Origin of the sequence: Pseudoalteromonas sp. CO325X (genome assembly GCF_004208955.1) — a bacterium.
Classification (GTDB): Bacteria; Pseudomonadota; Gammaproteobacteria; order Enterobacterales; family Alteromonadaceae; genus Pseudoalteromonas; species Pseudoalteromonas ruthenica.
Window position 1 is genome coordinate 35,710 of record NZ_SGPG01000014.1, and the last position, 23,446, is coordinate 59,155.

The 23,446-nt window shown below is 50.4% G+C and carries 17 protein-coding genes; 5 read left to right on the forward strand and 12 right to left on the reverse strand.

Annotated features, from left to right (window positions below; translation table 11 throughout):
• Positions 1-7 precede the first annotated feature (7 nt).
• From EXT46_RS05620 to EXT46_RS05640, 5 genes are all read right to left on the reverse strand, one after another.
• Complete coding sequence (locus tag EXT46_RS05620) at positions 8-955, reverse strand: porin (protein ID WP_130145797.1); 948 nt, start codon at positions 953-955, stop codon at positions 8-10.
• A 160-nt stretch (positions 956-1,115) separates the two neighbouring features.
• On the reverse strand, positions 1,116-2,471 hold the full coding sequence (locus EXT46_RS05625; protein ID WP_130145799.1) for a sigma-54 dependent transcriptional regulator: 1,356 nt from the start codon (positions 2,469-2,471) through the stop codon (positions 1,116-1,118).
• Entirely contained in the window at positions 2,468-4,186 is a 1,719-nt protein-coding gene (locus EXT46_RS05630; RefSeq protein WP_130145801.1) for an ATP-binding protein, read from the reverse strand. Before EXT46_RS05630 ends, EXT46_RS05625 begins: the two co-directional genes overlap by 4 nt.
• Before the next feature lie 164 nt (positions 4,187-4,350).
• Positions 4,351-6,453, reverse strand: a complete 2,103-nt coding sequence (locus tag EXT46_RS05635) for a collagen-like protein (protein ID WP_240701088.1) — start codon at positions 6,451-6,453, stop codon at positions 4,351-4,353.
• A 214-nt stretch (positions 6,454-6,667) separates the two neighbouring features.
• The gene (locus tag EXT46_RS05640) at positions 6,668-7,102 is read right to left on the reverse strand and encodes an organic hydroperoxide resistance protein (RefSeq protein ID WP_045979053.1); all 435 of its coding nucleotides are present in this window, start codon (positions 7,100-7,102) and stop codon (positions 6,668-6,670) included.
• A gap of 203 nt (positions 7,103-7,305) precedes the next feature.
• Here EXT46_RS05640 and EXT46_RS05645 point away from each other — a divergent pair, with 203 nt between their 5' ends.
• Complete coding sequence (locus tag EXT46_RS05645) at positions 7,306-8,166, forward strand: DMT family transporter (RefSeq protein WP_045979052.1); 861 nt, start codon at positions 7,306-7,308, stop codon at positions 8,164-8,166.
• 143 nt (positions 8,167-8,309) lie between these two features.
• Complete coding sequence (locus EXT46_RS05650) at positions 8,310-10,586, forward strand: CHRD domain-containing protein (RefSeq protein ID WP_130145803.1); 2,277 nt, start codon at positions 8,310-8,312, stop codon at positions 10,584-10,586.
• A 55-nt stretch (positions 10,587-10,641) separates the two neighbouring features.
• Here the strand turns inward: EXT46_RS05650 and EXT46_RS05655 are convergent, their stop codons facing one another.
• The gene (locus EXT46_RS05655) at positions 10,642-11,610 is read right to left on the reverse strand and encodes a YihY/virulence factor BrkB family protein (protein ID WP_130145805.1); all 969 of its coding nucleotides are present in this window, start codon (positions 11,608-11,610) and stop codon (positions 10,642-10,644) included.
• A gap of 189 nt (positions 11,611-11,799) precedes the next feature.
• On the opposite strand from EXT46_RS05655, the gene EXT46_RS05660 reads away from it, so the two are divergent.
• Positions 11,800-12,807 (forward strand): mechanosensitive ion channel family protein, encoded by a 1,008-nt coding sequence (locus EXT46_RS05660; RefSeq protein ID WP_240701105.1) that lies wholly within the window; start codon positions 11,800-11,802, stop codon positions 12,805-12,807.
• Here the strand turns inward: EXT46_RS05660 and EXT46_RS05665 are convergent.
• Positions 12,804-13,250: a MarR family transcriptional regulator gene (locus EXT46_RS05665; protein WP_022945819.1), complete on the reverse strand. Its 447-nt coding sequence runs from the start codon at positions 13,248-13,250 to the stop codon at positions 12,804-12,806. The genes EXT46_RS05660 and EXT46_RS05665 overlap by 4 nt on opposite strands.
• On the reverse strand, positions 13,251-13,733 hold the full coding sequence (locus EXT46_RS05670; protein ID WP_130145809.1) for a glutathione peroxidase: 483 nt from the start codon (positions 13,731-13,733) through the stop codon (positions 13,251-13,253).
• Positions 13,734-13,858: 125 nt separating this feature from the next.
• On the opposite strand from EXT46_RS05670, the gene EXT46_RS05675 reads away from it, so the two are divergent.
• Both EXT46_RS05675 and EXT46_RS05680 read left to right on the forward strand, forming a co-directional pair.
• Positions 13,859-15,559, forward strand: a complete 1,701-nt coding sequence (locus tag EXT46_RS05675) for a collagenase (protein WP_130145811.1) — start codon at positions 13,859-13,861, stop codon at positions 15,557-15,559.
• Positions 15,560-15,743: 184 nt separating this feature from the next.
• Positions 15,744-16,988 carry an iron-containing alcohol dehydrogenase gene (locus EXT46_RS05680; RefSeq protein ID WP_240701089.1) on the forward strand — a complete coding sequence of 415 codons (1,245 nt, stop codon included), beginning with the start codon at positions 15,744-15,746 and terminating at the stop codon, positions 16,986-16,988.
• Positions 16,989-17,193: 205 nt separating this feature from the next.
• Here the strand turns inward: EXT46_RS05680 and EXT46_RS05685 are convergent, their stop codons facing one another.
• The 4 genes from EXT46_RS05685 to EXT46_RS05700 form a co-directional block, all read right to left on the reverse strand.
• A complete protein-coding gene (locus EXT46_RS05685; RefSeq protein ID WP_130145813.1) occupies positions 17,194-18,141 on the reverse strand; it encodes an ornithine cyclodeaminase family protein in 948 nt (315 codons plus the stop codon).
• Positions 18,128-19,234, reverse strand: coding sequence for a Xaa-Pro peptidase family protein (locus EXT46_RS05690; protein WP_240701090.1), 1,107 nt, complete (start codon positions 19,232-19,234; stop codon positions 18,128-18,130). Before EXT46_RS05690 ends, EXT46_RS05685 begins: the two co-directional genes overlap by 14 nt.
• A gap of 127 nt (positions 19,235-19,361) precedes the next feature.
• The gene (locus EXT46_RS05695; protein WP_130145815.1) at positions 19,362-22,370 is read right to left on the reverse strand and encodes a TonB-dependent receptor; all 3,009 of its coding nucleotides are present in this window, start codon (positions 22,368-22,370) and stop codon (positions 19,362-19,364) included.
• A gap of 162 nt (positions 22,371-22,532) precedes the next feature.
• Complete coding sequence (locus EXT46_RS05700; RefSeq protein ID WP_022945812.1) at positions 22,533-23,420, reverse strand: LysR family transcriptional regulator; 888 nt, start codon at positions 23,418-23,420, stop codon at positions 22,533-22,535.
• Between the last annotated feature and the right edge of the window lie 26 nt (positions 23,421-23,446).

Here is a 23,446-nt window from a genome sequence, read left to right on the forward strand (position 1 = left end):
AGACCTCTTAGAATTTATATTTTAGTCCAATTGCAGTACTGGTATCGGAGACTTGGTTGAGCTCAAGTTTAGTCGCTAAAAAGTAAAAAGATGTTTGCTTATCAACTACGTAGTCAACACCCGCTGAAAGCTGCTCGCTATCGCTGTCATGACGAAGCTGGCTGGTATCACGCGCATATTGCAATTTGGGTTGCCATGCGTCACTTGCATAATAGCGCAAACTCACAAGCACACTATTACCGTCTTTATCGCCGGCTAAGTTTTCACTGCGCTGCACCAGCACCCCACCTTGCAGTCGTTGCCATTGATACACCGCATTGACGCGCAACGCTTGAATATCAGCTAGGGCATCGGTGTAGCTTAGGGCTAAATAGTAAGGGGTCTGCTTTAGGGCGCGATCGCCATAACTCAATAAGGCGGCGACGCCGTTCTTTTCGGTTTTAGCGTCATCTTTCGGCGCAAAAGTCAGCGCCCATTGCCATTGCCCCCACTTTGGCGAGGTATAGGTAATGCTATCGGCAATACGGTCTTGACCGCCTATTGTTTGCGCTATGTCACTTTGGGTCTCATTGAATTGGTCAATTTTGCCCTCACTGTACTTAAAGCGGCTGTCATTACGGCCAAATAGCACCGTGCCATAAGCTGATTGCACCCCTAAGTAGGTGTTGCGTGCACTGAATGGCTCGCTGGTGTCGTCGCTTTCAAAGCCTTTCACCTGCACTTCGTATTTATATACCAATTGGGCTTGCGCACTGATATCGTGCTTGCCTTTTACGCCAATGCGCGAGAATGGCGCATCAATATGGGTGCCCTTATCGGTGTAACGCATCAATCCTTTATCGGTGTGCTCAAGTTGCACCTGTGCTTTACCATAAATGCTGTAGTCGCCGGCCGCAGCGCCATGTGCAGCCACCCCAAGCATCACGCATGAATATAATGTTATTGGTCTTATCATAGTGTTCTCCTATTGTTGTCTGCAACACTACACTCAAGAACCTGACCAATTTTAATAACCTAATATAAACAATGAGTTGTCATAATTTAAAGCATGTATAAGGCGTGACATGTGTGGATTCCCGCACATTTTTTTACTTATTTATCACCAATTCCACCCATTAATTAGGCTCGGTATAACTTGCTCGGGTGAGCTGGTACTTGGCCATTTTGTCATACAGCGTTTTGCGTGGAATTTGCAACAGTGCCATGGTCTGTTTGATACTGCCTTGGCTTTGGGCTAATGCATCTTCAATGAGTGACTGCTCATAGTAAGCGACTTTTTGCGCCAAACTCAGTACTTCTTGCTGCGATTCAAGCGCTTGTATTGAGTGAGTGGCTAATTGCTCGCCAAGCAATACCGTACGCTCAGCATGGTTGCGCAACTCACGTACATTGCCCGGCCAATCGTATTGTATCAGTTGCGCACGCAGGGGCTCTGTTAACGCCATACTGGGTTTATGAAAACGCGTGGCGGCGATAGATAAGAAGTGCTGATACAAAAGGGGGATATCGGCTATTCTTTGCCGTAGTGCCGGGATCGGCACTTTTAAAAGATTGAGGCGAAAGAACAAGTCGGCGCGAAACTGTCCAGTATCCACTAAGGTTTGCAAATCGACCTTGGTTGCCGCAATCACCCGCATATCAAGATCAATGCTCTGGTTCGAGCCGACGGGGGTGACTTGGCGCTCTTCGAGCACACGCAGTAATTTAACTTGTAAGCTTGTTGACATCGCTTCGATTTCATCGAGAAAAACCGTTCCGCCATTGGCGTAAGCGAACTTGCCTTCGCGTGCCTGATTAGCTCCAGTATACGCACCACTGGCAGCACCGAAGAGCTCACTTTCAATCAGCTCTTCTGGAATTGCGCCACAGTTGATTGCCACAAAGTGGCCTTGGCTGCGATCGCCATGTTCGTGTAAATAACGCGCGACGAGCTCCTTCCCGGTGCCGGTTTCACCTTCGATTAATACATCTGCGGGGGTGTCTCTAATCGCATCAAGTAACTGCATCATCTGCTGTATTTGTGGGGTTTCCCCCAAAATACGCACCCCAGGAGCACAATGATGCTCTATTTGCCGTTTTAATTGGCGATTCTCTAACACTAGTTTGCGTTTATCCAAGGCCCGTGCCAGACAATCTAATAGCTGTTCATTGACCGGTTTTTCAAATAAATCATAAGCCCCTTGCTGCATCGCCTTTACTGCGGTACTCACATCGGCATAGCCAGTTAAAAACACCACCGGCAACTCAGAGTCAAACTGCTGAACCTGCTGCAAAAACGCCAAACCATCCAGTTTCGGCATATTAATATCGCTAAGCACCACACCGGCAAAGCTACGGTTAAGCTTATGCAAGGCTTTATTGGCATCGTCAAAACACACGACCTGATAGCCCTCAAGCTCTAACAATTGCTTTAAGGAGTCACGGATACTCGGTTCATCGTCAATAACGTAGATAGTCTGTGCATTGCTCATATTTGTGGCTCTTGTTGATGCAAACTAATTAAAAATTCAGCGCCGCCATCGGGGTGATTATGAGCGCTAAGCGTGCCTTGAAAGGACTCGATAATTTGCTTAGAAATGGATAACCCCAGCCCTAGACCATGCTCGGATTTGGTGGTGTAAAATGGCTCAAAAATGCTGCTTAGCGCATGATGCTCTATCCCCGAGCCGGTGTCGATAATGGATAAATACACATTCTCGTCGTCACTATCAGCTTCAATACGCAACCGCTTCACCGCCTGTTTTTCCATGGCTTGGCAGGCATTAGCAAAAAGGTTCACCAACACCTGCTCGAATTGATAAGGGTCAACCCACACCGTCACATTGGGCGGGTGGTAGCATACCTCAACACCGTATTCTTTGAGTTGCGGCCCTGCAACCAACAAAGCGTTATCTATGGTTTGCGCCAATGACGTTGCTTGCATTTTATGCTCACGCTTTTGACTAAAAGATTTTAGTTGCGCCGCAATGGCATGAACGCGATTAACTAATTGCTCGATTAGCTGTAAGTTGCTGAGCGCTTTATCATATTGACCACGAGCAATAAGCCGTTTACTGGCGGCAATATACGCACTCATGGCACTGAGCGGCTGATTAATTTCATGGTTAACGCTGGCACTGAGTTGACCGATAGTGGCGAGTTTAGCGGTGCGTACTAAGGCATCTTGGGCTTGCTCCAACTCCTGACTTCGCTGCTTCACCTGCTCGGCAAGGGAGCGCTCGCTGTAAAGCAGTTGCCGATACCCCGCTACTTTCACCAATAAATACTCAACCAAGGCAATCAAGACCAATAAACACATGAGGGTGACACCAAGGCGCGCCACCAAGGTTTCATTAAGGTAATTGCGAGGTACGAGGGTCAATAGTTGATAAGGTGCACGCGCCAAAGCGGTGTCATCAATCACAAAGGTACGCTTGCGCTTTGCAATGTAAACCTGCGCTTGACCTTGCCACTGCCAAGGCGCCGGTGCGATGGTGCGTTCAAGAAATTGCTGCGACTGCTTTAGCTGCTGGCGCTGCGGCGTCGTCATTGGCGACAACGAGGTTAATCGCCACGGTTCAGCGTTCGACATCAACACCACATTATTCTCATCAACCAATGCAAATAGCGTATCTTGCACGCTATCGAGTGCCGCTTTATCGGCCTCAAACTGGCTGGCATTCACTTTAACAACGATGACGCCGGCCACCTCACCTGCGACTGTGACAGCTTGAGAAAAGTAAAAACCGCGCTTGCGAGAGCGCTGCCCTAGGGCAAAATCAATGGCGCTATGGTGGCGCATAGCATCTCGAAAGTAGCCGCGAAAAGCAAAGTTATTGCCTTTGTAGCTATAGGGTAAATGCCAATTACTGGTCGCAACCACAGTGCCTGATGTGTTGAGTAAATACACATCAGAGGCGCCACTGGCCAGTTGCATATCGTGCAGATAGCGGTCGGTATCTTGACTGGCTGCGCGCTTTATATCCAAGGCTTGGTGCACTGCTTTACTGCGGCTCAAGGAATCGACAATACGTTGATAGCGGCTAAATTGCCTATCGATATAGTCACTGAGGTGCGCCCCTTGCACCCTTGCTTGCTGGTGCGCACGTTGCGCCTGCTGCTGCACGGTCACCTGCACGGTCAACACCATAGCGACCACCAGCACCACGCTATAAACAAGAAGCTTAATGACCAGCTTATTTGACACTTATTATTCACTTATTGATGGTGATATTCGCCCTCAGTCTACCAGTGTGACGACCATGATGGTAGCTGCACAACGACGAGCGATGGACGGGTTTAGCGCGCATTCGAGCAATAAAAAGGCCGCTAATGCGGCCAACAGGAGACACAGCGATGACGCTGAAAAGGCTATTTTTGTAGCACTAAAGCAATGGACTCTGGCGCCACGAAAGCATAGCTGGCATCTGCACTGACATCCCCACTGACACGGTTAAGGATATTATCCCAGCGCATCACCAAGCCATTGGACTTTTCTGCTAGATATAAATCGCGCCCACTGAACATAATGTCTACTGGGTTTCCTAACATCGAATTAGGCCCGCTAATAGCAATATCAATGTTGGTTAGCCCAGAGGCCATGGCCGCGCTATTGAGCACATAAATTTTACCGTCGGTAGCATCGGCGGCGCTGCCCACATCTGTCACGATTAAGGCATCGCTCAGCGGGTCGTAGTCAATGCCATGAATATTGGTGGGCGCCGCCAAAGCCATACCTGACATTGCCGGGACAATAAGTCGGTCTTCGCCGGCCAAGGTGCTCATTCCACCATACATCTTAGCGCTGACTTCATCGAACACGGCAATGGTGCCATTGGTTAAGGCCACAAAAGCGCGATCGCTTTGGGCATCATAATCAACATCCCAAGGGCGTGCATCGTTGGCTGGCAGCAAGGTCATCAGCGGCGCCACATTGCCCGACGCACAGCGCGAAAAAACTTTTATACCGCGATTACTAGTCGAGAATTCGGCAACAAACATGAGCCCTTGCTTTGATGCGATATCGATCCCTTTCGGTGAGGTTAACGTGGTGTTGGTGCCACTTACCATACGATCCTGACTCAAGGTGAACATGCCGTTATCACGGGTGTTGGCAATACGGTTTGCGATGATAACACCGCCAGAGCTGCCATCACTGCTATCGAAAGTGGCGTAACCGTTACCCTCAATATCAAAGGTCACGCTTTCAATGGTCGCTTGGGTATCAAAGCCCATGCTCATAGCCGACAGCGGCGCATTTAGTTGCGCTATCATTCCGGTTGTCGGCCCAGCAGTTCCCGGATTAGATGACACCGCAACGCCACGTACTGTGGCTGGCCTATCAATATCTGAAGCATCAAGGCGCGTGGTGTGTTGTTTGCGAGCAAGAGACTCGGGTTTGCTGGTCATGGTCACAAAATCAGGAGCGATATCACCGCTGGCACCATTGAAAATATTGGTGTACACCAAAATCGCATCGTTCGACTTCTCGGCCACTCGCAAGGTAGCGCCCTCTAGAAGAATATCAACCGGATTACCTAGGCGGGTGCTTGGGCCCGCTATCATGCGGCTTACAGGAGTATTGCCCTCAGCCATTGCCGCACCTTCAATGACAAACAGCGCGCCATCATCGGGACTCTGCGCACTGCCAACATCAGATAACACTAAGCGGTTTTGGCTGCCATCGAAGGCGATGCCATGTAAATTTACGCCAATGGCGTCGCCGTTACTGTCGCTTGGAACAATCGTACGAGCTGGGGTGGTTGTCATGCCTGAAGCAATGTAATTGTCGTACACCGCGACAGTGCCATTGGTGAGCGCAACGTAGAGGCGGTCATTAATATCGTCATAGGCAAGATCCCATGGGGCGGCATCGGTGGCCGTTACGGCAATTGGCGCATTATCACCACTGGCCATTGCACCAAAGGCGCTGATTTGCATAGCGCCAAAATCAGCAACCAATAAAATTCCGTGCGCGCTGGCGAGCGTCATCCCCTTGGGGTTCATCAAGGTGCTATTGGGGCCAGATATTGCGCGATCCCAAGTGCTAGAGAAGCCATTGTTTTGCGCCCGTCGCGATGTTGCGCACAGTGTTTTAATACTGCCAGTATCGGCATCGCCGGCTTGAATAAGCTGATCTTGATGGCCGTATACCAGCCCTTCATTGTTGGTGGTTTCTAGCGTGTATAATAGTTCACCGTATTCATTGATGACATCAACGGTGCCGGCATTATCGCTGCCGTTATTGGCACGTAAGTAGGTGCCTGCTGACAAGGCCGGGCGGCCGTCTTCTCCGTCGTTGCCATCACTACCTGGCGCGCCATCCGCTCCTGGCGCACCATCACTGCCATCATCACCGCTACAGCCAGCAATGAGTCCAGCGCAGGCCAAGGCGATGATACTCAGCTTTATCGCATTGGAGTGGGTAGAAGGTGAGAGCTGCTGCGATGCAGCAGAAGTATGTTGATTACGCATATCCATTCCTCGCAAGTTGTTAAACCGTGTTATAACGTGTCTTCGCTATACTGCTTCACGTCCTAGCCCTGACGTCGCTATCTTTAGTTACATCAGGGGCGTAACGGCTTAACCTCGCAATTGGATGCAAAATTATTCAAATTATCAGTGAAAAACTGGTAACCATCTGATTTAAAAGGGGTAATAATACCCCTTATTCAGTAACTAAAACGCCTTAAGCGTCTTTGAGTACCAGTTGTACCTCAATATTATCTCGGGTCGCATTTGAGTAAGGGCAGACTTGGTGGGCTTTTTCAATCAATTGTTGCGCTTCATCTGTAGCCATATCTGGCAGATGGATCTCCAATTTGGCCTTGATGCCAAAACCGCCTTCAATCGGCCCTATTGACACCTGCGCGTCAATGGCGGTGCCCTCGGGTAAGGAGGTATTTCCCTCGTTGGCAACATGGCGCATAGCGCCGATAAAACACGCTGAATATCCTGCTGCAAATAACTGCTCCGGATTGGTCCCCTGGCCATCATCGCCGCCTAACCCTTTAGGCGTGGACAGGGTCACGTCCAAGCGACCATCGTCTGATTGAGCATGGCCTTCGCGGCCACCTTCGGTATGTACTTTCGCGGTGTAAGCAACCTCATTAAGTGTCTTCATACTGTGCTCCTCTTTAGCAGTTGATGCTAAGTGTGATAAGCGAATTACCAAGTTTTCCTTGGGCCTATAATGGGTGTTGCGACGCGAGCGATGGTTTTCAAGACCAATGACAATAAAAATGCGACCAGCAACCATTGGCCATGTTTACCCCACCAGCTCCCTTAGCTACACTAGCGCCACCTCATCAAACACGGATGATTGCTATGTTTTCTCCCCAATACCGTGTGCTACTCAGCGCTATTTTTTGTGTTTTATTGGCCATGGTCACGATTCAATCGGGCGCTTCTATTGCCAAACAGCTATTTCCCCTAGTAGGCCCTGAGGGGACTACAGCGTTGCGCTTAGGCTTCTCAGCCTTGGTACTGTGTCTGGTTTTTCGTCCCTGGAAAGCGCTTCCCCAGGGCACCGAGTGGCGCAGTATTATCACCTATGGCTTGTGCTTAGGCGGTATGAACATCACCTTTTATTATGCTATCGAGCGTATCCCCCTAGGGATCGGTGTGGCGCTGGAATTCACTGGGCCTTTGTGCGTTGCATTGCTGAGCTCAAAACGTAAACGTGATTTAGTGTGGGTGGCATTGGCCATCGCAGGTATTGTGTTGCTGCTACCAGAGATAGATGCGCAAACGGGCCTCGACCCCATCGGTGTTATTCTCGCATTAGCGGCCGGTGGTTTCTGGGCCGGCTACATCCTCTTTGGTAAGCGCACCGGTGGGCAAAGCTCCGGTGGACGCACTGTTGCTTTAGGCATGAGTGTAGCAGCCCTGGTATTAGTCCCCTATGGCGCAGCATTTCAAGGCATGGACTTACTGAGTTGGCAGGTGATCCCGCTCGGCCTATTGGTCGGTGTGATGTCCAGCGCCTTACCTTATACGCTGGAAATGATTGCTCTTAGAAATATGCCCGCCCAAGGCTTTAGCGTGATGATGAGTATGGAACCGGCCATTGCCGCTTTGGCCGGATTCATGATCTTGGGCGAATTGCTGACGCCATTACAATGGCTGGCCGTAGCCTTAGTGATCACCGCGTCCATTGGCTCATCATTACAACCTAATAAACCATAACCGGGTCTATTTCGCTGGTTTTGAAAATAAAAAGTTAACTAATGTAAGCGAATTTGATCGTTTCTCATATGGCTTTCGTAATCGCCCTAGTTGGACACGCAGTACACGTCCCTCTGTGAGCAAACAATTTACAGGAAGCCATTATGAGATACCTACTGTTACTGAGTAGTCTACTATTTGTGAGTGCCTGTAGTGATGACGATGACGACAACGTTACTACACCGCCTCCCCCTCCTCCCGCACCAGAATTTTCTGCCACACAAACTTATGAGCTAACGCTCAGCGCCAAGCAAGAAGTACCAATGAACGATTCCATGCAAAGCGCTGCTGCCACTGTTGAGCTCGATGAGAATCTGATGCAGTTTCGAGCCTCTCTCGATGTCAGTGATGTCGAAGGCTTTAGTGCTGCCCACATTCATGATGGAGATATCGGCGAAAATGGCGATGTTGCCTTCACCTTTAGTGCCGCCAGTGAAGGCATGTTAGAAGTGGCCATCACCGATCTAAGTGAAGACTTAGTATCGGACTTAATGGACGGCGACTGGTACATTAATGTCCACACCGACGCCTACCCAGACGGAGAACTTCGCGCCCAGATTGTGCCTGATACCACCTCCATTATCACCTTTAAACTAAGCGGCGAGCAGCAAGTTCCCGCTAACGACAGCGCCGGTCTTGGTTATGGCTATGCTGCCTTTGACAGCACCAATAATGAGTTAGCGTTGCGCGCGGTAACCATGGGCGTGGACGATGCCACCGCCGCACATATTCATACCGGACGCATTGGTAGCAATGGTGAGGTGTTAGTGGTACTCGAACAAGATGATGAGGTCATGACCGATTGGGTTGCACCTGAGGGCACGCAAATCGACGCTGATACACTCGCTGTTCTGCTCTCTGGCGGCCATTACGTTAATGTTCATACCCCTGACTTTCCCGATGGTGAAATTCGCGGGCAAATTCTGACAGATAACTTTGTTGTCGCGACTTTCCCTCTCTCAGGTGCTCAAGAAGTTCCAGCGGTTGAGACCATGGCCGCTGGTGACGGCTATGCCCTAGTTAACACCGACGACTATGGCGTTGAGCTGAAGGTCAACACCACCGGCGTTGATGATGCCAGCGCGGCACATATCCATACCGGCCGTGTAGGCACCAATGGTGAAGTGTTGGTCGCCCTTGAGCAATCTCTTGACGATGCCGGTACGTGGATGGCCCCTGAAGGCACACAAATCAATGCCGATATTTTTGCTGTGCTGGCCTCTGGCGGTCACTACGTCAATGTGCATACCCCAGCCAATGCCGGCGGCGAATTACGCGGACAAATACTGACCAGTAATTTTGCCTTGGCCACCTTTTCCCTCTCCGGCGCGCAAGAAGTGCCAGCTGTTAGTACGACCGCCATGGGTAGCGGTTACGCCTTGGTGAATACCAGCGATTACAGCACCGAAGTACGGGTTGTCACCGAGGGCGTCGATGATGCCACCGCCGCCCATATTCACACCGGTCGTGTGGGTACCAATGGCGAGGTGTTTGTTGCCTTGGAGCAGTCGATGGATGATGCCGGGGTGTGGATGACCCCAGAGGGCACGCAAATTGATGCCGACATATTCGCGGTGTTGGCCTCAGGTGGTCACTATGTCAACGTGCATACGCCAGCAAACACCGGCGGAGAGTTACGCGGACAAATACTGACCAGTAATTTTGCCTTGGCCACCTTTGCCCTCTCCGGCGCACAAGAAGTACCGGCCGTCAGCACGACCGCCATGGGTAGCGGTTACGCTTTGGTGAATACCAGCGACTACAGTACTGAGGTACGGGTTGTCACCGAAGGCGTCGATGATGCCACAGCAGCACACATTCATACCGGCCGTATTGGTACCAACGGCGAGGTGTTTGTTGCCCTTGAGCAATCCATGGAGGATGCAGGAGTGTGGATGACCCCAGAGGGCACACAAATTGATGCGGATATATTCGCAGTGCTGGCTTCAGGCGGTCATTATGTCAATGTCCATACACCGGCAAATACCGGGGGTGAGCTGCGCGGACAAATTCTTACTGACAACTATGTACTTGTCGCCTTTCCTTTAAGTGGCGATCAGCAAGTACCCATGGTGACCACAGACGCTTTTGGTGATGGCTATGCCCTAGTTAACACCGACGACTATGGCGTCGAGCTGCAAGTGCTTACCAGCGGTGTCAGTGATGCCACTATGGCGCACATTCACACCGGCAACCTGGGTGAGAATGGCCCGGTCTTAGTCGCTCTAGAGCAAGACATGGAGAACGCCAACCGTTGGATGGCACCAGCGGAGACGGCCATTACCGCAGAAATTTTCGCCATTTTAGCCAGTGGTGGCCATTACGTGAATATTCATACGCCTGCCTTTCCAGACGGAGAAATACGCGGACAGATTCAATAAAGCTTACATATAAGGCCAGCAAAGCTGGCCTTTTTTATTTCCCCGCCGTGCTAATTCATTCTTTATCTACCTGCTGGCGCTGCTTAGTGGTTAATTCATCGGCTACGGTTGCCCCACGCTCCCCTCTTGAGCGAGGCTCGCCTATGGTGCTATCTGTCAAGGTTTGTTGCTCAATACTGGCGTTAATCGCTGCGCCCAGAATGACAATATAGGCGCTGATATAGAGCCACATCAACATGATCACCACACCAGCCAGTGAGCCATAGGTTTCACTGTAAGAGGCGAACCGTGAGACGTAAAAAGAAAAGCCAATCGAGGCGACAACCCACATGCAGGTGGCAATGAGCGCACCGCAAGAGAGCCATCGCCACTTAGCCGCTCGACGATGCGGCGCGTAGCGATAAATAATACTCAGTGACAATAAAAAGATGACAGCCAGCAGCGCCCACGTGATTAATTTTATAGTCCAGTCTATGTTGCGCTCGAAGCCCACATAATTGAGTATTACCGGCAATATACCAATGGTGGCAAGGGCCACCACCGCAATAATGATGGCGCCAAAAGCAAAAACAAAGCGCGTTAATAGGGCAATAAATAAATTGCGCTTTTTACTCTCGTGATAACTAATATTGCACGCAGTGATCATCGCTTGCGCGCCTTTGGAACTACTCCAGATGGTCAACACGAAACCGATAATGGCACTGATGCTTAGGCTTGCTTGAGATTGCGCATTCAGCTCTTGTACTTGGCTCATGACCAAATTTTGGCTCGCCGGTGCAAGTAAGCTCAGTACTCTATCAAGTTGTTCAACCATATCTGCTGCTGAGAAGAAATAGCCATACAGTGATAATAATGCCGCAAGTGCTGGAAAAATCGCCAACAAGCCATAAAATGCGACCCCTGCAGCGACGAGGGATAAGTTGTCTTGGCCTAAATTATGGACCAGCCGTTTGCTTATGTCCCACCACCCCCGTAGTGGAACATCACTGGGCTTTTGAGCCTGATAACCTCGCTTTTTCAACATATTACTCCGTTATCTTGGCGGCACAGCCGCACCGTCTTCGTACTTTGTTAACTAGCAATAACAGCGCCAACATAGTGGCACTGGATTTGCTCGCATATACCCCTATTCGTTCATTTATGGGCTAAAAACACCATGAGTATTGACCTCACCACTGTGATTTTAAAGGCGGCTGAGCGCATTGCACCGCCAATGCCTGAGCCCTCTTGGCAAGCATTGAGTGAACAGTTTAGGCAGTTTTTACACAATGCTTGGCAAATGTTACCTAATCTCAGCCTTGGCCTCGCAGTCATGATCCTATGCTGCCTGCTCGCTCGCCCTGTGGCCTACCTGTTGATCAAACCTTTGCACCGGTTCAGCCAAAGCCGTTTAGTTCAGGTGGTCATGCGCCGTTTTATCAGTATTCTCATTATGCTGCTGGGTGTTTATGTATTTCTTCGTCTGGCCGCACTGACTGAATTTGCTGTCGCAGTAATGAGTGGTACCGGCCTTATCGGACTCATTCTCGGGTTCGCCTTTAAGGATATTGCCGAGAATTTCATCTCTAGTATGCTGCTAAGCATACAGCGGCCTTTTAAAATAGATGACGTTATCGAGGTGGACGGCCGTTTAGGCGTAGTGCGTAAAGTGACCGCTCGCGCGACCACTTTGGTTGACTTTGATGGCAATCATATTCAGATCCCCAACGCCACCGTGTACAAAAATGTGATCAAAAACTTCACTGCCAACCCCAAGATGCGGGGTCACTTTATGATTGGCGTTGGTTACGACAATAACTTAAGGCAGGCTCAACAGCTTGCTTTACAGTGTATTAGCAGCAAAACCATGGTATTAAGCGACCCACCACCACAAGTGTTAATTGATAATCTCGGTGCATCCACCGCTAACCTGCAGGTTTATTTCTGGGTTGATAGCGAACGCTTCAGTGTGCTTAAAGTGGCCTCGCACCTGATGCGCGAGGTGGTCGATACCTTTACCGAACAGGAGATCAGCATGCCTGACGATGCTCGAGAGCGCATTATTGTTAACCAACCTGAGGCCTCAGCCGAGGCTGCGCATGCACAGCCACAAAAGGCAAAGCCGAGTACTGGCGCCAGCAGCCATAATCAAGCGGTGGATGACATCAGTAGCGACGCCGAAGATATCCGTGAACAGGCGCAAAAATCTCGAGAGCCTGAACAAGGCAACAACATTATCTAGCTGAGCTCGGCTATCAGCGCATCAAGTTGCAGTGCCATGGCATTAAGTTCTTCTCGCTGACACTGCAGAGATTGACTTAGGGTGTCTCGCCACTGCTTAGCGTTGCTTTGCAGCGCCAAACCCGCCTCAGTAAGCGCTATTTGCAATTGCCGTTCATCATCATCACTGCGCACTCGAGATAGCAGCTCCTGCTTTTGCATCCGTTTTAACAGCGGCGTCAATGTGCCTGAGTCAAGGTGCAGCTCTGCGCCAAGTGATTTGAGACTCATGGGCAATTGTTGCTGTTCATGGCGCTGCCAAAGCACTAAAAGCACTAGATATTGAGGATAGGTTAGGCCCAGCTCATTCAACATAGGTTGATAGCCCCGCACAACCAGCCGAGAGGCCGTGTAGAGCTTAAAACACAATTGGTTTTGCAAATATAAGGTGCTGTTATCTGTCATTTAGGGTGCTAATAGTTGTTCAATATCGGCGCGTATGGCTTCGGGTTTTGTCGTCGGTGCATAACGTTTCACTACCTGCCCTTGCTGGTCAACTAAGAACTTAGTGAAGTTCCACTTTATGGCCTTAGAGCCTAGCACGCCCGGCGCTTGTTGCTTTAAATAGGAAAACAAAGGGTGGGCATCGGCACCATTAACATCCACCTTAGTCATTACCGGAAACGACACGCCGTAATTAAGTTCACAAAACTCACTTATCTGCGCATCATCACCGGGCTCTTGAGCGCCAAACTGGTTACAAGGAAAAGCGAGCACCACCAACCCTTTATTTTCAAAGTCTTGATAAAGCTCGTTCAACCCCTGGTATTGCGGTGTAAAGCCGCACTTACTTGCAGTATTGGCGATCAGTAAGACTTTGCCTTGATATTGCTCAAGTGGCACTTGCTCGCCACGATTATTGACTGCGTTAAACTGATAAATAGACATAAATACCTCGCAATTATATTGTGCGCAATATAATTGATCACAATCTAAATATTTTCAAGCCTCACTTATTGTATACAATATACATAAAGTGTATGGTCTAGCTAAACAATAAAAATCGATTCAGTATGAAGATAATAACGCTCATCCTTTTACTAATACTCATCACAGGGTGTGCATCACTCCCTCGTGATGAATCCACTCTTGCCCCCGCAATCGATGGCTGGTCGAGTACGCCAAGGTTGGCCGAGGCAAAGCAAGCCGTTATCTTTTTGCACAGCCAAGCGAACCAGACACACCCACAGTGGCAGCAGATTAATGCGGTGCTTTATTTCTTACGCTCATATAGCTATCTCGGCGAACCCGATAAACTCAGCGAGCGCCTGCGAACTAAGCTCGCCAACTCTTTACAACGCTTAGCTAACAAGGCCAAAGAGACGGATAGCGCCGAGTATTATCGCTTTATGGAGCATTATGCGGTGAGCATCTATCGCTTGCTTGATACCCCCGCATTGCACCCTAAGGCATCCTCTTGGATTAGCGCGCTCACTGACTTTATTGCCACGCAGCCTGATACTACAACCATTCACGCTGACTATGCACTATGGGAAAGTTACCGGGCACTGGCCTTTTTGGCTTTCAGCGCGCGCACCGAAGCGCCGCTGCAACACACACTTGTCCACTCGCCCTCAACCTTGACGGTGCTTAGTGATGCCCTTTCCCGCTCGCAATGGCAACAACAGCATGCACTTTGGGTATTGGGCTATTGGCATCAATTGTTACCTCTGCCACAACAACACGCGCTCGATGCCGCGATTTGGCGAGCAGTGCAACAAAGTACTGACGATGAAAACGAGCAACAGCGATTATTTTCGACCGTATATTTGGTCAACAGTTTTCGTGGTTTGAGCTACTGTAAAGAGGGCTTCCAAGCGCGCTGTGCGAGCCCCAATATTGATGATGTACTACCGATTAACCACCGGTGCAGTGAACGCTTGTTTATCCGCGCCACTTCCCTTAGCAGTGAGCAACTGCAATACAGCTGCCGCCGCTTAATCGCCCAAGAACAAGACTTTCATGAACTATTCGCCAGCGACTATACGCCCGTGGCCAACGATCACAACCATGCCCTAAGGGTGGTCATATTCGACAATTACAGCGACTACAATCGTTATGGTCAGTTACTGTTTGATATTCAAACTGACAATGGTGGTATGTACATAGAGGGGACGCCTAGCGATCCTAAAAACCAAGCAACGTTTTACTCATTCCGTGCGTTTTGGCTGGCCGATACTAATCGGGTGTGGAACCTCAATCATGAATATGTGCACTACCTTGATGGCCGTTATAATAAATATGGCGGTTTTGGCCACTTTGCCGAGCACCTAGTGTGGTGGAGCGAGGGCCTTGCAGAACTCATCTCCAAAGCTCAACACAACCCTCGTGCAATCGAAGTCATAAAAGACACCGATGCCAACGACCGACCAAGCTTACAGGCTATTTTTGCCACTGATTACAACGATAGCAGCGAGCAAATCTATCAATGGTCATACTTAGCCATGCGTTATTTACAGCAGCATGATATTGATGCGCTGCGCTCACTGCAGCGCCACCTTAGTGGTGATTTTTATCAAGGCTATACGCGCACACTCACACATATCGCTAAGCAGCATCAGCCGCACTTTGCACGCTTTGTCAATGCGCTTGCAGCTACTGAGCCCAAGCAGCAACAGGATGAGACAAAAAACCGACTATACCGATACCTTTATCGTGACTACCTAATGCCCTCGCACCTAAGCTACGATGCGCATCACCGTCACTTGTTGTAATGTAAAGCCCCTTTACGCACGGTGCTAAGATAAGGTGTGAGCACTGTGATTGCCTCTCGCCGCTTTACCGCCATAAAGCTATAACTTAATGTTTTATGGTCAGTTTTGTGAAAACATCTATACTGCTATGGGTAAGCAAGGGTGCGCGCCCGTATCCGCATAGCAATATCATCTTGGAGGCGAAGTGACGTTCACACACAGGTTATATCGGCTTTATCATTTCGGTCTTCGCCTCGCGGCGGCGCTTTTACCCATTCGCACGCCGCATGTTTATGCCGGGCAGCAAGCGTTGTCGCAATGGCTTTGTGAAGTTAAAAAGCAAAACCTGCGCACCTTGTTAGTGGTTAGCGACCCAGGCATCGTTGCTTTGAATTTGCAGCAACCCATTATTGCTTCGCTACATCAGCAAGGGATTAATACGGTGCTCTACAGCGATGTTGAGGCCAATCCAGGGATAACTTGCATTGAGCAAGGGGTAAGCAGCTTTCAGCAACACCATTGCCAAGGCATTATCGCCATTGGCGGTGGCTCGGTGATGGACTGCGGCAAGCTGATCGCCGCACGCATTGCTCGACCGAGTAAATCTCTGCAGCAAATGCAGGGGTTATTTAAGGTGTTGCGCCCCTTGGTGCCACTTTATGCAGTGCCAACCACGGCGGGCACCGGCTCGGAAGTCACCGTAGCCGCCGTAGTCAGCGACCATCAGCGACAAATAAAATTCGCCATCAATGACTTATGTTTAGTACCAAAAGGGGTACTCTTGCTACCAGAGTTAACCCTTGGCTTGAGCCCACAGCTCAGTGCGACCACCGCCATAGACGCCCTCACTCACGCGATAGAGTCCTATATTGGCATTAATGCAACGCGCTTTAGTAAAGCAAAAAGCGTGGCTGCCACTAAGCTGATCCTCACTCATTTACCCCTGGTTTACCAACAGCCCAACCACATCGATGCGCGCATGCACATGTTGTGGGCGGCCTTTTATGCTGGCCAAGCCTTTACCCGCACCTCGGTGGGTTATGTGCATGCTATTGCCCATCAATTGGGAGCGCTGTACGGCATTGGCCACGGCCTAGCCAACGCCCTGCTGTTAGCGCCAGTGCTCAATGCCTATGGACAGCGCATCGATGCTCAGCTCACGGCGCTGGCACAACAAACTTTGGCAGCAAATAGCGATGCTCAAGATATGCGCGCAGCGATTGCCACCTTGCTACATGACTGCGCTATCCCCAGTACCATTGCGCAACTGCGCCAAGAAGACATCGCCACAATAGCTAAACGAGCGATTGCTGAAGCCCATCCTGACTACCCGGTGCCCTGTTTTTTTAACCAGCACGACATCGAAACAATACTGTATTCGCTACTGCCACAACAGCAGCACTCCAAGCAAACAAACGAGCAACAGTCGTTGACAGGCCAGTATCGCTGAGCGTGAATGCATAACAACGTCCCCGCGCTTGCTAATATAAAGCCAGCGCGGCGGTGCCGCATGGCTATAAAACATATATGAATTGACTCGGCCACCGTATCGGTAGGTCAACAAATAAGGCCTGAGGCTCATCAGCTCCATAGGCATAGCCCGTAGGCTACGCCCCCGGGTGATTGTCAGTACTTCGCAGCACTGCACTTTGACTTTAGCGGTCGCTGAGTTGCTGGTACACATAATTGGCCGCAATGAGGTCACTGAGCGCAGTCCCCACCGATTTAAATAAGGTAATGTCATTATCACCTTGGCGCGCCGGACGATTGATGCTGGCCAAATCACTGAGTTGCCCTTGTATTTGCTCGGGTGAGAACACCCCCTCACTGATGGGGATTAATAGCTCCCCGGCTTCATTGAGGACGTTATCGCGGCTATCCACGTACACGCGACTACGTTTTATCGTTTCGCTATCGCACTCACGAGCATCGCGATGATGATTGCCTATTAAGTCTATATGAGTCCCTGGCGTTAGCCATTGACCACGAAACAACGGCGCGTGACTGCCGGTAGCACAGCAGATGGTATCGGCACTGGCAATAAGCGCTTCATTGACTGAAGTATGCTCAAATTGACAATGAGCAAACTCTTGGCGCAGTTGCGCGAGGATGGCTTCGGCCTTGGCGGTGTTGCGGGCAACCAGACTGACTTGTTGATAATCTCGCACGCTCAGGTGCGCGCGGATCATAAACGGAGCAAGCTTACCCGAACCAAATACCACCAGCTTTTTCGCCTGTTGGGCAGCCAAATAACTGGCCGCTAATGCCGACACTGCTGAGGTTCGCCACAAGGTGATTTCGGTGCCATCCACCAGCGCTCGCGGCTCGCCATGCTGGCGCGAAAATAACATCACCTTGGAATACAAACTGGATTTGCCATGGTGCTCATTATCAGGGAAATAAGTAAAAGCTTTAACACCGATAACTTGCTCATTCCATGCCGGTAGCACCGCAAATGCATCATGGTTATCGCTATCGGGGCTGAGCGGGTAGACATTGCGTCTGGGCATAGTGGCTTGACCAGCAAAGCCTTGTTGTAGCGCTTGTAACAATGGCGCATAGGCCATCACTTGCTGTACTTGCTGTTGATTAATAATCTCCATGTTCACTCCTTAGTGCGAATTGTTGAGGGGCCTGAGTCAGGCGCTGATAGCCTGTCTCGGTAACGACAATGTCTTCTTCCAAACGCACACCGCCATAGTTGGGAATGTAAATGCCGGGCTCAATGGTGATGACGTTGCCACTTTCTAGTTGATAGGGGGCATTGGCTTTAATAAAGGGCAACTCATGAAGGGTTAAGCCAACACCGTGCCCCAACCCTTCGCCGGAATAACGATGATACGGGCTCGAGGCCAACACTTGCTGAGCGGCGTGGTTTAACTCATGGCAACAAATGCCTGCGCAGACCTGTTGCAGCGCTGCTTGTTGTGCCCTGGCAACGGTGTCAAACAAGGCTTGCTGCTCGCTAGTGGGCTCGCCCCACACATAAGTGCGGGTCATATCTGAGCGATAGCCGCTGCGCACAGCGCCAAAATCAATCAATATTAAATCGCCCTCGCATAAGCGCTTTGCTCCCGGCTCACCATGGGGCAAGGCCGTACGCTCGGCGAACAGTAAAATAGTGTCAAAAGACACCCCTTGCGAGCCACGTCGTTGCATTTGATAATCAAGCTCTATTGCCAATTCTCGCTCAGTTATGCCGCTTTCAAGCAAAGTGAGCGTATCGGCTAAGGCCGCATCGGCAATCTCAGCAGCGCCACGGATACAGGCAACCTCTTGGCAATCTTTAACACGGCGTAACCTCTCGACCACCTGTACTGTGGCAACACAGGTATTAGCGCGCAAATGCTCGGCGATGTGCTGCCATTGACCGACACTAAAATGCTCTGCTTCAAAGCCCAGAACGCTGTGCTTGGCGCACACCCGAGCCAAACATTGCCCAAGGCTTTCGCGATCGCGTTCGCGCTGGATAACCTCCATCTTTGATGTTTCCTCTAGTGCACGCAGGTAGTAACGGTAATCGGTGATCAGTAACGCTTGCTCGGCGCTGACAACCAAGGTGGCGCCATGCCCACTAAACCCGCTGAGATAAGCAATGTTTTCACCGCTGTGAATGATCAATGCCTGTACGTGATGACTCTCAAGCTGTGCTCTTAAGCGCGCCATACGGCGCTGAAAATCAAATGTTATCGCCATAACTCCTCGCTCTAGTTCCTCTATAGTGATTGCCGCTAAGGTACACATATCGCACCTTAGTCGTTAACGAAAAATGCCGAGCACCTAAGGTGCCCGGCGGGGTTGCGTAATAACGCAGTTCAGGGAATTAAAAACGAATACGCGCCACCAATGAGGCGTAACGCGCCGCTGGACGCCAGGTTGTCATGCCATAATCTGGGTTAAGCTCGAGGCCGTTGGCACCATATTGCGTGCGCTCTTCGTTAATGGCGATGGCGGTATCATCGTTCAGCACGTTATACACGGTGCCCTTAAGCATCAGCTCTTGACCAAATAGCTCGCCGTAGTAGCTTAACGACATATCTATTTGTGTACTCCAAGGTAAGTTGCCTTTGCTGCCACGCGGTGCTGGCTCACCGTTTTCATCATAATGCGAGGCATGATCGTAGTAGCGGCTGATACACGCATCCCAGGGGTTGCCTGGGGCACAGCTATCAACGCCCTCAGGGTGCACACTGAAATAGCTTTTCGGGCGACCTGATATGCCCCGGGCAACCAAGCCAAAGGTTAAATTGTCGGTAATATCATACGTTCCCGAGAGCTTAATTGCGTGACGGTGATCATTCGGCAGGTTGCCATAACCATGGTCCATTAAATCGCCATAGTCATAGGAGGTTGTCCAACCGGGGTCGGCTTGATCGTTGTCGGTTTTTACCAAGCCTTCGGTGTTGCCCCAGCTATGCGACCAGGTGTAAGAAGCGTCAATGCGCAGCTGCTCGGTGATGGCGCCATCCAAAGTGAACTCAAAAGCCAGGTATTTGCGCTCAGCCTTTGGCAATGCCAGCTCTTGGGCACTTAAGGTCACTTCATCAACTTGTCCATCCCCGTCGAAGTCATAGCTCATTTGCACACTCTCGCCGGGGTTATTGAGCACATAATAGGAGCCTTGACCGACATTATCGGCGATGCCTAATTCAGCCAGCTTTTTCGCCAGCACCGGCCCTACATCTGTGTCCTCAACACTGCGCCCAAGCTTGCGATAAATGGCACGTGCTCCAAAGGTCATGTCACTGAACACTTCTTGTTGGTAGCCAACAGTCCACTCATCGGAATACATGGGTTTAAGATTACTGGATGCAATCAGCCCCGGCTCAGTGATCCCGCGTTGACGCCAGCGTCTGTCGCGTAGCATCGCGCCCCGACTAGGAGAGCCATCCGCAAGTAAGATAGGTTCGCCCGAACCATTGAGCTCGTCGAGCTCAAAGTATTCAAACCATTCCACCGATGCCGAACCTTGGGTAATGTTCATATTCGCCGACACGGGCTGAAAATAACGCCCATACGTGGCATAGACTTTGGCACTGCCATCGCCCCATAAGTCATATATGGCTTGCAGGCGCGGCGCTATCTGGTTGTCGATATCAACATAAGCGCGCCCGTCACTGACGGTGTTTTCAAATTGGCTATAGCGCAAGCCTAAATTCAGTACCAGCTGCTCGCTGACCTGCCATGAGTCGTTAATGTAAAACGCCAACGCACTGGTATCGGAATCAACGGCCCGAGTGCGTACTCGTCGCTCAATGTAATCTTCACCAGCGGCGGCACCGGAAATATCATTGTCTGCGGCGGTGGCAATGGTCCACCAGCCCATGGCATCACTTTCGCCATTTTGTCCGGAGAAGTAATCCACCTCGACCTTGGTGTAATCAACGCCAAACTGCAGCGCATGGGCGGCTAAGTCCCAGTTAAAATCTAGCCGCAGTTGGTCTCGGGTATATTCCTCTGCCGAGACATTGGCATTGGTGTGCTCGGAAAGCGTAATAAACCCATCGCGTTCATCCCAAACTCCCGGGTTAGTTGAAGCAACCACATTTTCAACATTCTCGGTAACGCGCCCGGCTACCGCCGACACAGAAAAATAATCACTGAGGTAGCCATTGTACGACAGGCTATACATGTTGCCGCCGTCCTCCCCGGGTGCCGTCACTCCCTGCTGATCGCCAATGCGGTCTTGCTGCCAGTTGTAGCCGTAGGTGTCCGTTTCCCATTCGCGCTTGTTGTTCATCGCTGAAAAGCCAACGGCGTGGTCTTCATTAATAAACCAATCTAACTTGCTGAACCAGCGGTCTTCATCGCGGGAGAAATCACTAAAGGTTGTTTGCCCTGCGCCCTCTGAGCTTTCGCGGCGCGGATTAAACAAAGCATAGGCAAATAAGGTGTCCTCAATCAGAGCGCCACTGGCCCATACTTGCAGCTCACTGAAGTCGTAGGCACTGCGCTGGGTATTGGTGCTGATGGTGCCATTACTTTGATAAATTGAGTCATGCTGGGAGCGCAGGCTATCCCCCTCCCAGCGCACCTCGGCGCCAGCGCTAAAGTCATTATCACCGGATTTAGACACTGCATTGACAATCCCCCCCATTGCGCCGCCAAATTCAGGGTTGATCCCCCCAGTTTTGACCTGGGTTTGCGAAATAGCTTCCCAAGGCAGGCGAATAGAGCCGAGCCCAGTGCGAATGCTGGTTACATTCAACCCATTAAAGTAATAGCCATTTTCCGCAGAAGATGCGCCGCCAAAGCTAGAAGCGCCATTAAAACTGCTGCCACCAGCAGCGGCGGTGCCCGGTGCCAGTAAAGCGATACTTTCAAAACCACTTTGCACGGGCATAACCTTGATTTCCTCATCGGAGAAAGTTAACCCAGAAGTCGATGAACCTAAATCGACACGGCGAATGGCAGCACCGGTAACAGCAATGCGCTCCATGGGCTGCGCACCGGCCTGTAGCATTTGCGCGTCTAAGATGATGGATTGACCAATGCTTACTTTCACACCTTGCTCAATGACGTTTTGATAACCCTCTTTGCTTACGGTGACGTTGTAAGTGCCCACCGGCACGTTCCGCAAAATGTACTCGCCATCAGCGTCGGTGCGGACTTCATAAGTTAACCCCTTGCTGATATGCACTAAAGTGATGGTGGCACGGGTAATATCTTCACCGGCGCTGCTGACTATGGTGCCTTTAACGATACTGCTGCCATCCACCGCCATTGCCGGCGTGGCGCTGGCTACTGCAAGGGCCAAGGTACTAACTTGAAAAAGACGATTTAACGATGCCTGCATGCCCTTGCGGGAGCGGCGCTTTGATGCTGTTGCCATGGTTCTATCCTGTTTGATGTTGTTGTTTTATTGCTCAAGGCGAACACACCATATCGCTTTTACATATTGTATACAATATTAAATATACACAAAATACTTATATACTTAGTCAATTCTCTTATGAGTGAGAGGTCATCGCGGTTATAGCGGCGGTCGGGGTCGTTAGGGGATCACCGCAACCTGCTCAAATAGCTGAGCGAGGGCATCGGGCATAAATTTGCGCTGTGCGGTGATGGCGTAAAAGTGCTCGTAAGCATCTGGCAGGCTTTGATACTGACACAATATGCCTTGCTCTATTTCATCTTTTACCACCACCGGTGGTAGCACCGCCAGCGCACCGCTGTCCCGTGCCAATAGCCGAAGCATCGCCATATCATTTGCTTGTGCTTTAATATCGGGTTTGTACTGCCATCGTGCGCACAAGGCGTTAAAAGAGTCACGAATTTCTGAGTTTTCGCTCGGCACCACCCACTGCACCTGCTCGTACCCCAAGGGAAAATCACTGTCTATTTTAGTGCTCGGCGGCCCGACTATCGCCAAGGCTTGACGGGATAGCAAACGGCTCTGCCAGAGATCGTCTTGATGGTTTGGGCTGATAGCGCGATTGGTTAGCACTACATCCAGTTCATGATCAATCAAGCCATTGAGCAATCCCTCCATGCGCCGCGCAGTCAAAGAAAAGCTCACATCTTGGTGATTCAGTAGTGGGGTAATAAAGCCCTCGATAAAGTTCCGCGATAAGGTATTAAGCACACCAATCGACAAATGCTGTTTCTCTTGCTGTACTCCTTTTAATAAAAACGACGAGAGCTCTTCACCTTTATTAAATATATCATCAGCATAGGCCAATACCCGCTTACCCATATCGGTTAACACAAGGTTGCGACCTTGGCGAGCGAACAACTTAATTGCCATTGATTGTTCGAGCTGCTTAATTTGTACCGATAACGCTGATTGCGATACATGCAACTCCTGCGCTGCTTGGGTTAGGTTTCCCAAACGAGCGACACGCCAGAAGTAATACAGATGATGATAGTTGAGTCGATTCATTATACTTATACAAAACAGAACGGTTC

Coding starts and splice junctions, on each gene's coding strand:
- EXT46_RS05620 (WP_130145797.1), bottom strand. CDS start 955: ATGATAAGACCAATAACATTATATTCATGCGTGATGCTTGGGGTGGCT.
- EXT46_RS05625 (WP_130145799.1), bottom strand. CDS start 2,471: ATGAGCAATGCACAGACTATCTACGTTATTGACGATGAACCGAGTATC.
- EXT46_RS05635 (WP_240701088.1), bottom strand. CDS start 6,453: ATGCGTAATCAACATACTTCTGCTGCATCGCAGCAGCTCTCACCTTCT.
- EXT46_RS05640 (WP_045979053.1), bottom strand. CDS start 7,102: ATGAAGACACTTAATGAGGTTGCTTACACCGCGAAAGTACATACCGAA.
- EXT46_RS05645 (WP_045979052.1), top strand. CDS start 7,306: ATGTTTTCTCCCCAATACCGTGTGCTACTCAGCGCTATTTTTTGTGTT.
- EXT46_RS05650 (WP_130145803.1), top strand. CDS start 8,310: ATGAGATACCTACTGTTACTGAGTAGTCTACTATTTGTGAGTGCCTGT.
- EXT46_RS05655 (WP_130145805.1), bottom strand. CDS start 11,610: ATGTTGAAAAAGCGAGGTTATCAGGCTCAAAAGCCCAGTGATGTTCCA.
- EXT46_RS05660 (WP_240701105.1), top strand. CDS start 11,800: ATGCCTGAGCCCTCTTGGCAAGCATTGAGTGAACAGTTTAGGCAGTTT.
- EXT46_RS05665 (WP_022945819.1), bottom strand. CDS start 13,250: ATGACAGATAACAGCACCTTATATTTGCAAAACCAATTGTGTTTTAAG.
- EXT46_RS05670 (WP_130145809.1), bottom strand. CDS start 13,733: ATGTCTATTTATCAGTTTAACGCAGTCAATAATCGTGGCGAGCAAGTG.
- EXT46_RS05675 (WP_130145811.1), top strand. CDS start 13,859: ATGAAGATAATAACGCTCATCCTTTTACTAATACTCATCACAGGGTGT.
- EXT46_RS05685 (WP_130145813.1), bottom strand. CDS start 18,141: ATGGAGATTATTAATCAACAGCAAGTACAGCAAGTGATGGCCTATGCG.
- EXT46_RS05690 (WP_240701090.1), bottom strand. CDS start 19,234: ATGGCGATAACATTTGATTTTCAGCGCCGTATGGCGCGCTTAAGAGCA.
- EXT46_RS05695 (WP_130145815.1), bottom strand. CDS start 22,370: ATGGCAACAGCATCAAAGCGCCGCTCCCGCAAGGGCATGCAGGCATCG.
- EXT46_RS05700 (WP_022945812.1), bottom strand. CDS start 23,420: ATGAATCGACTCAACTATCATCATCTGTATTACTTCTGGCGTGTCGCT.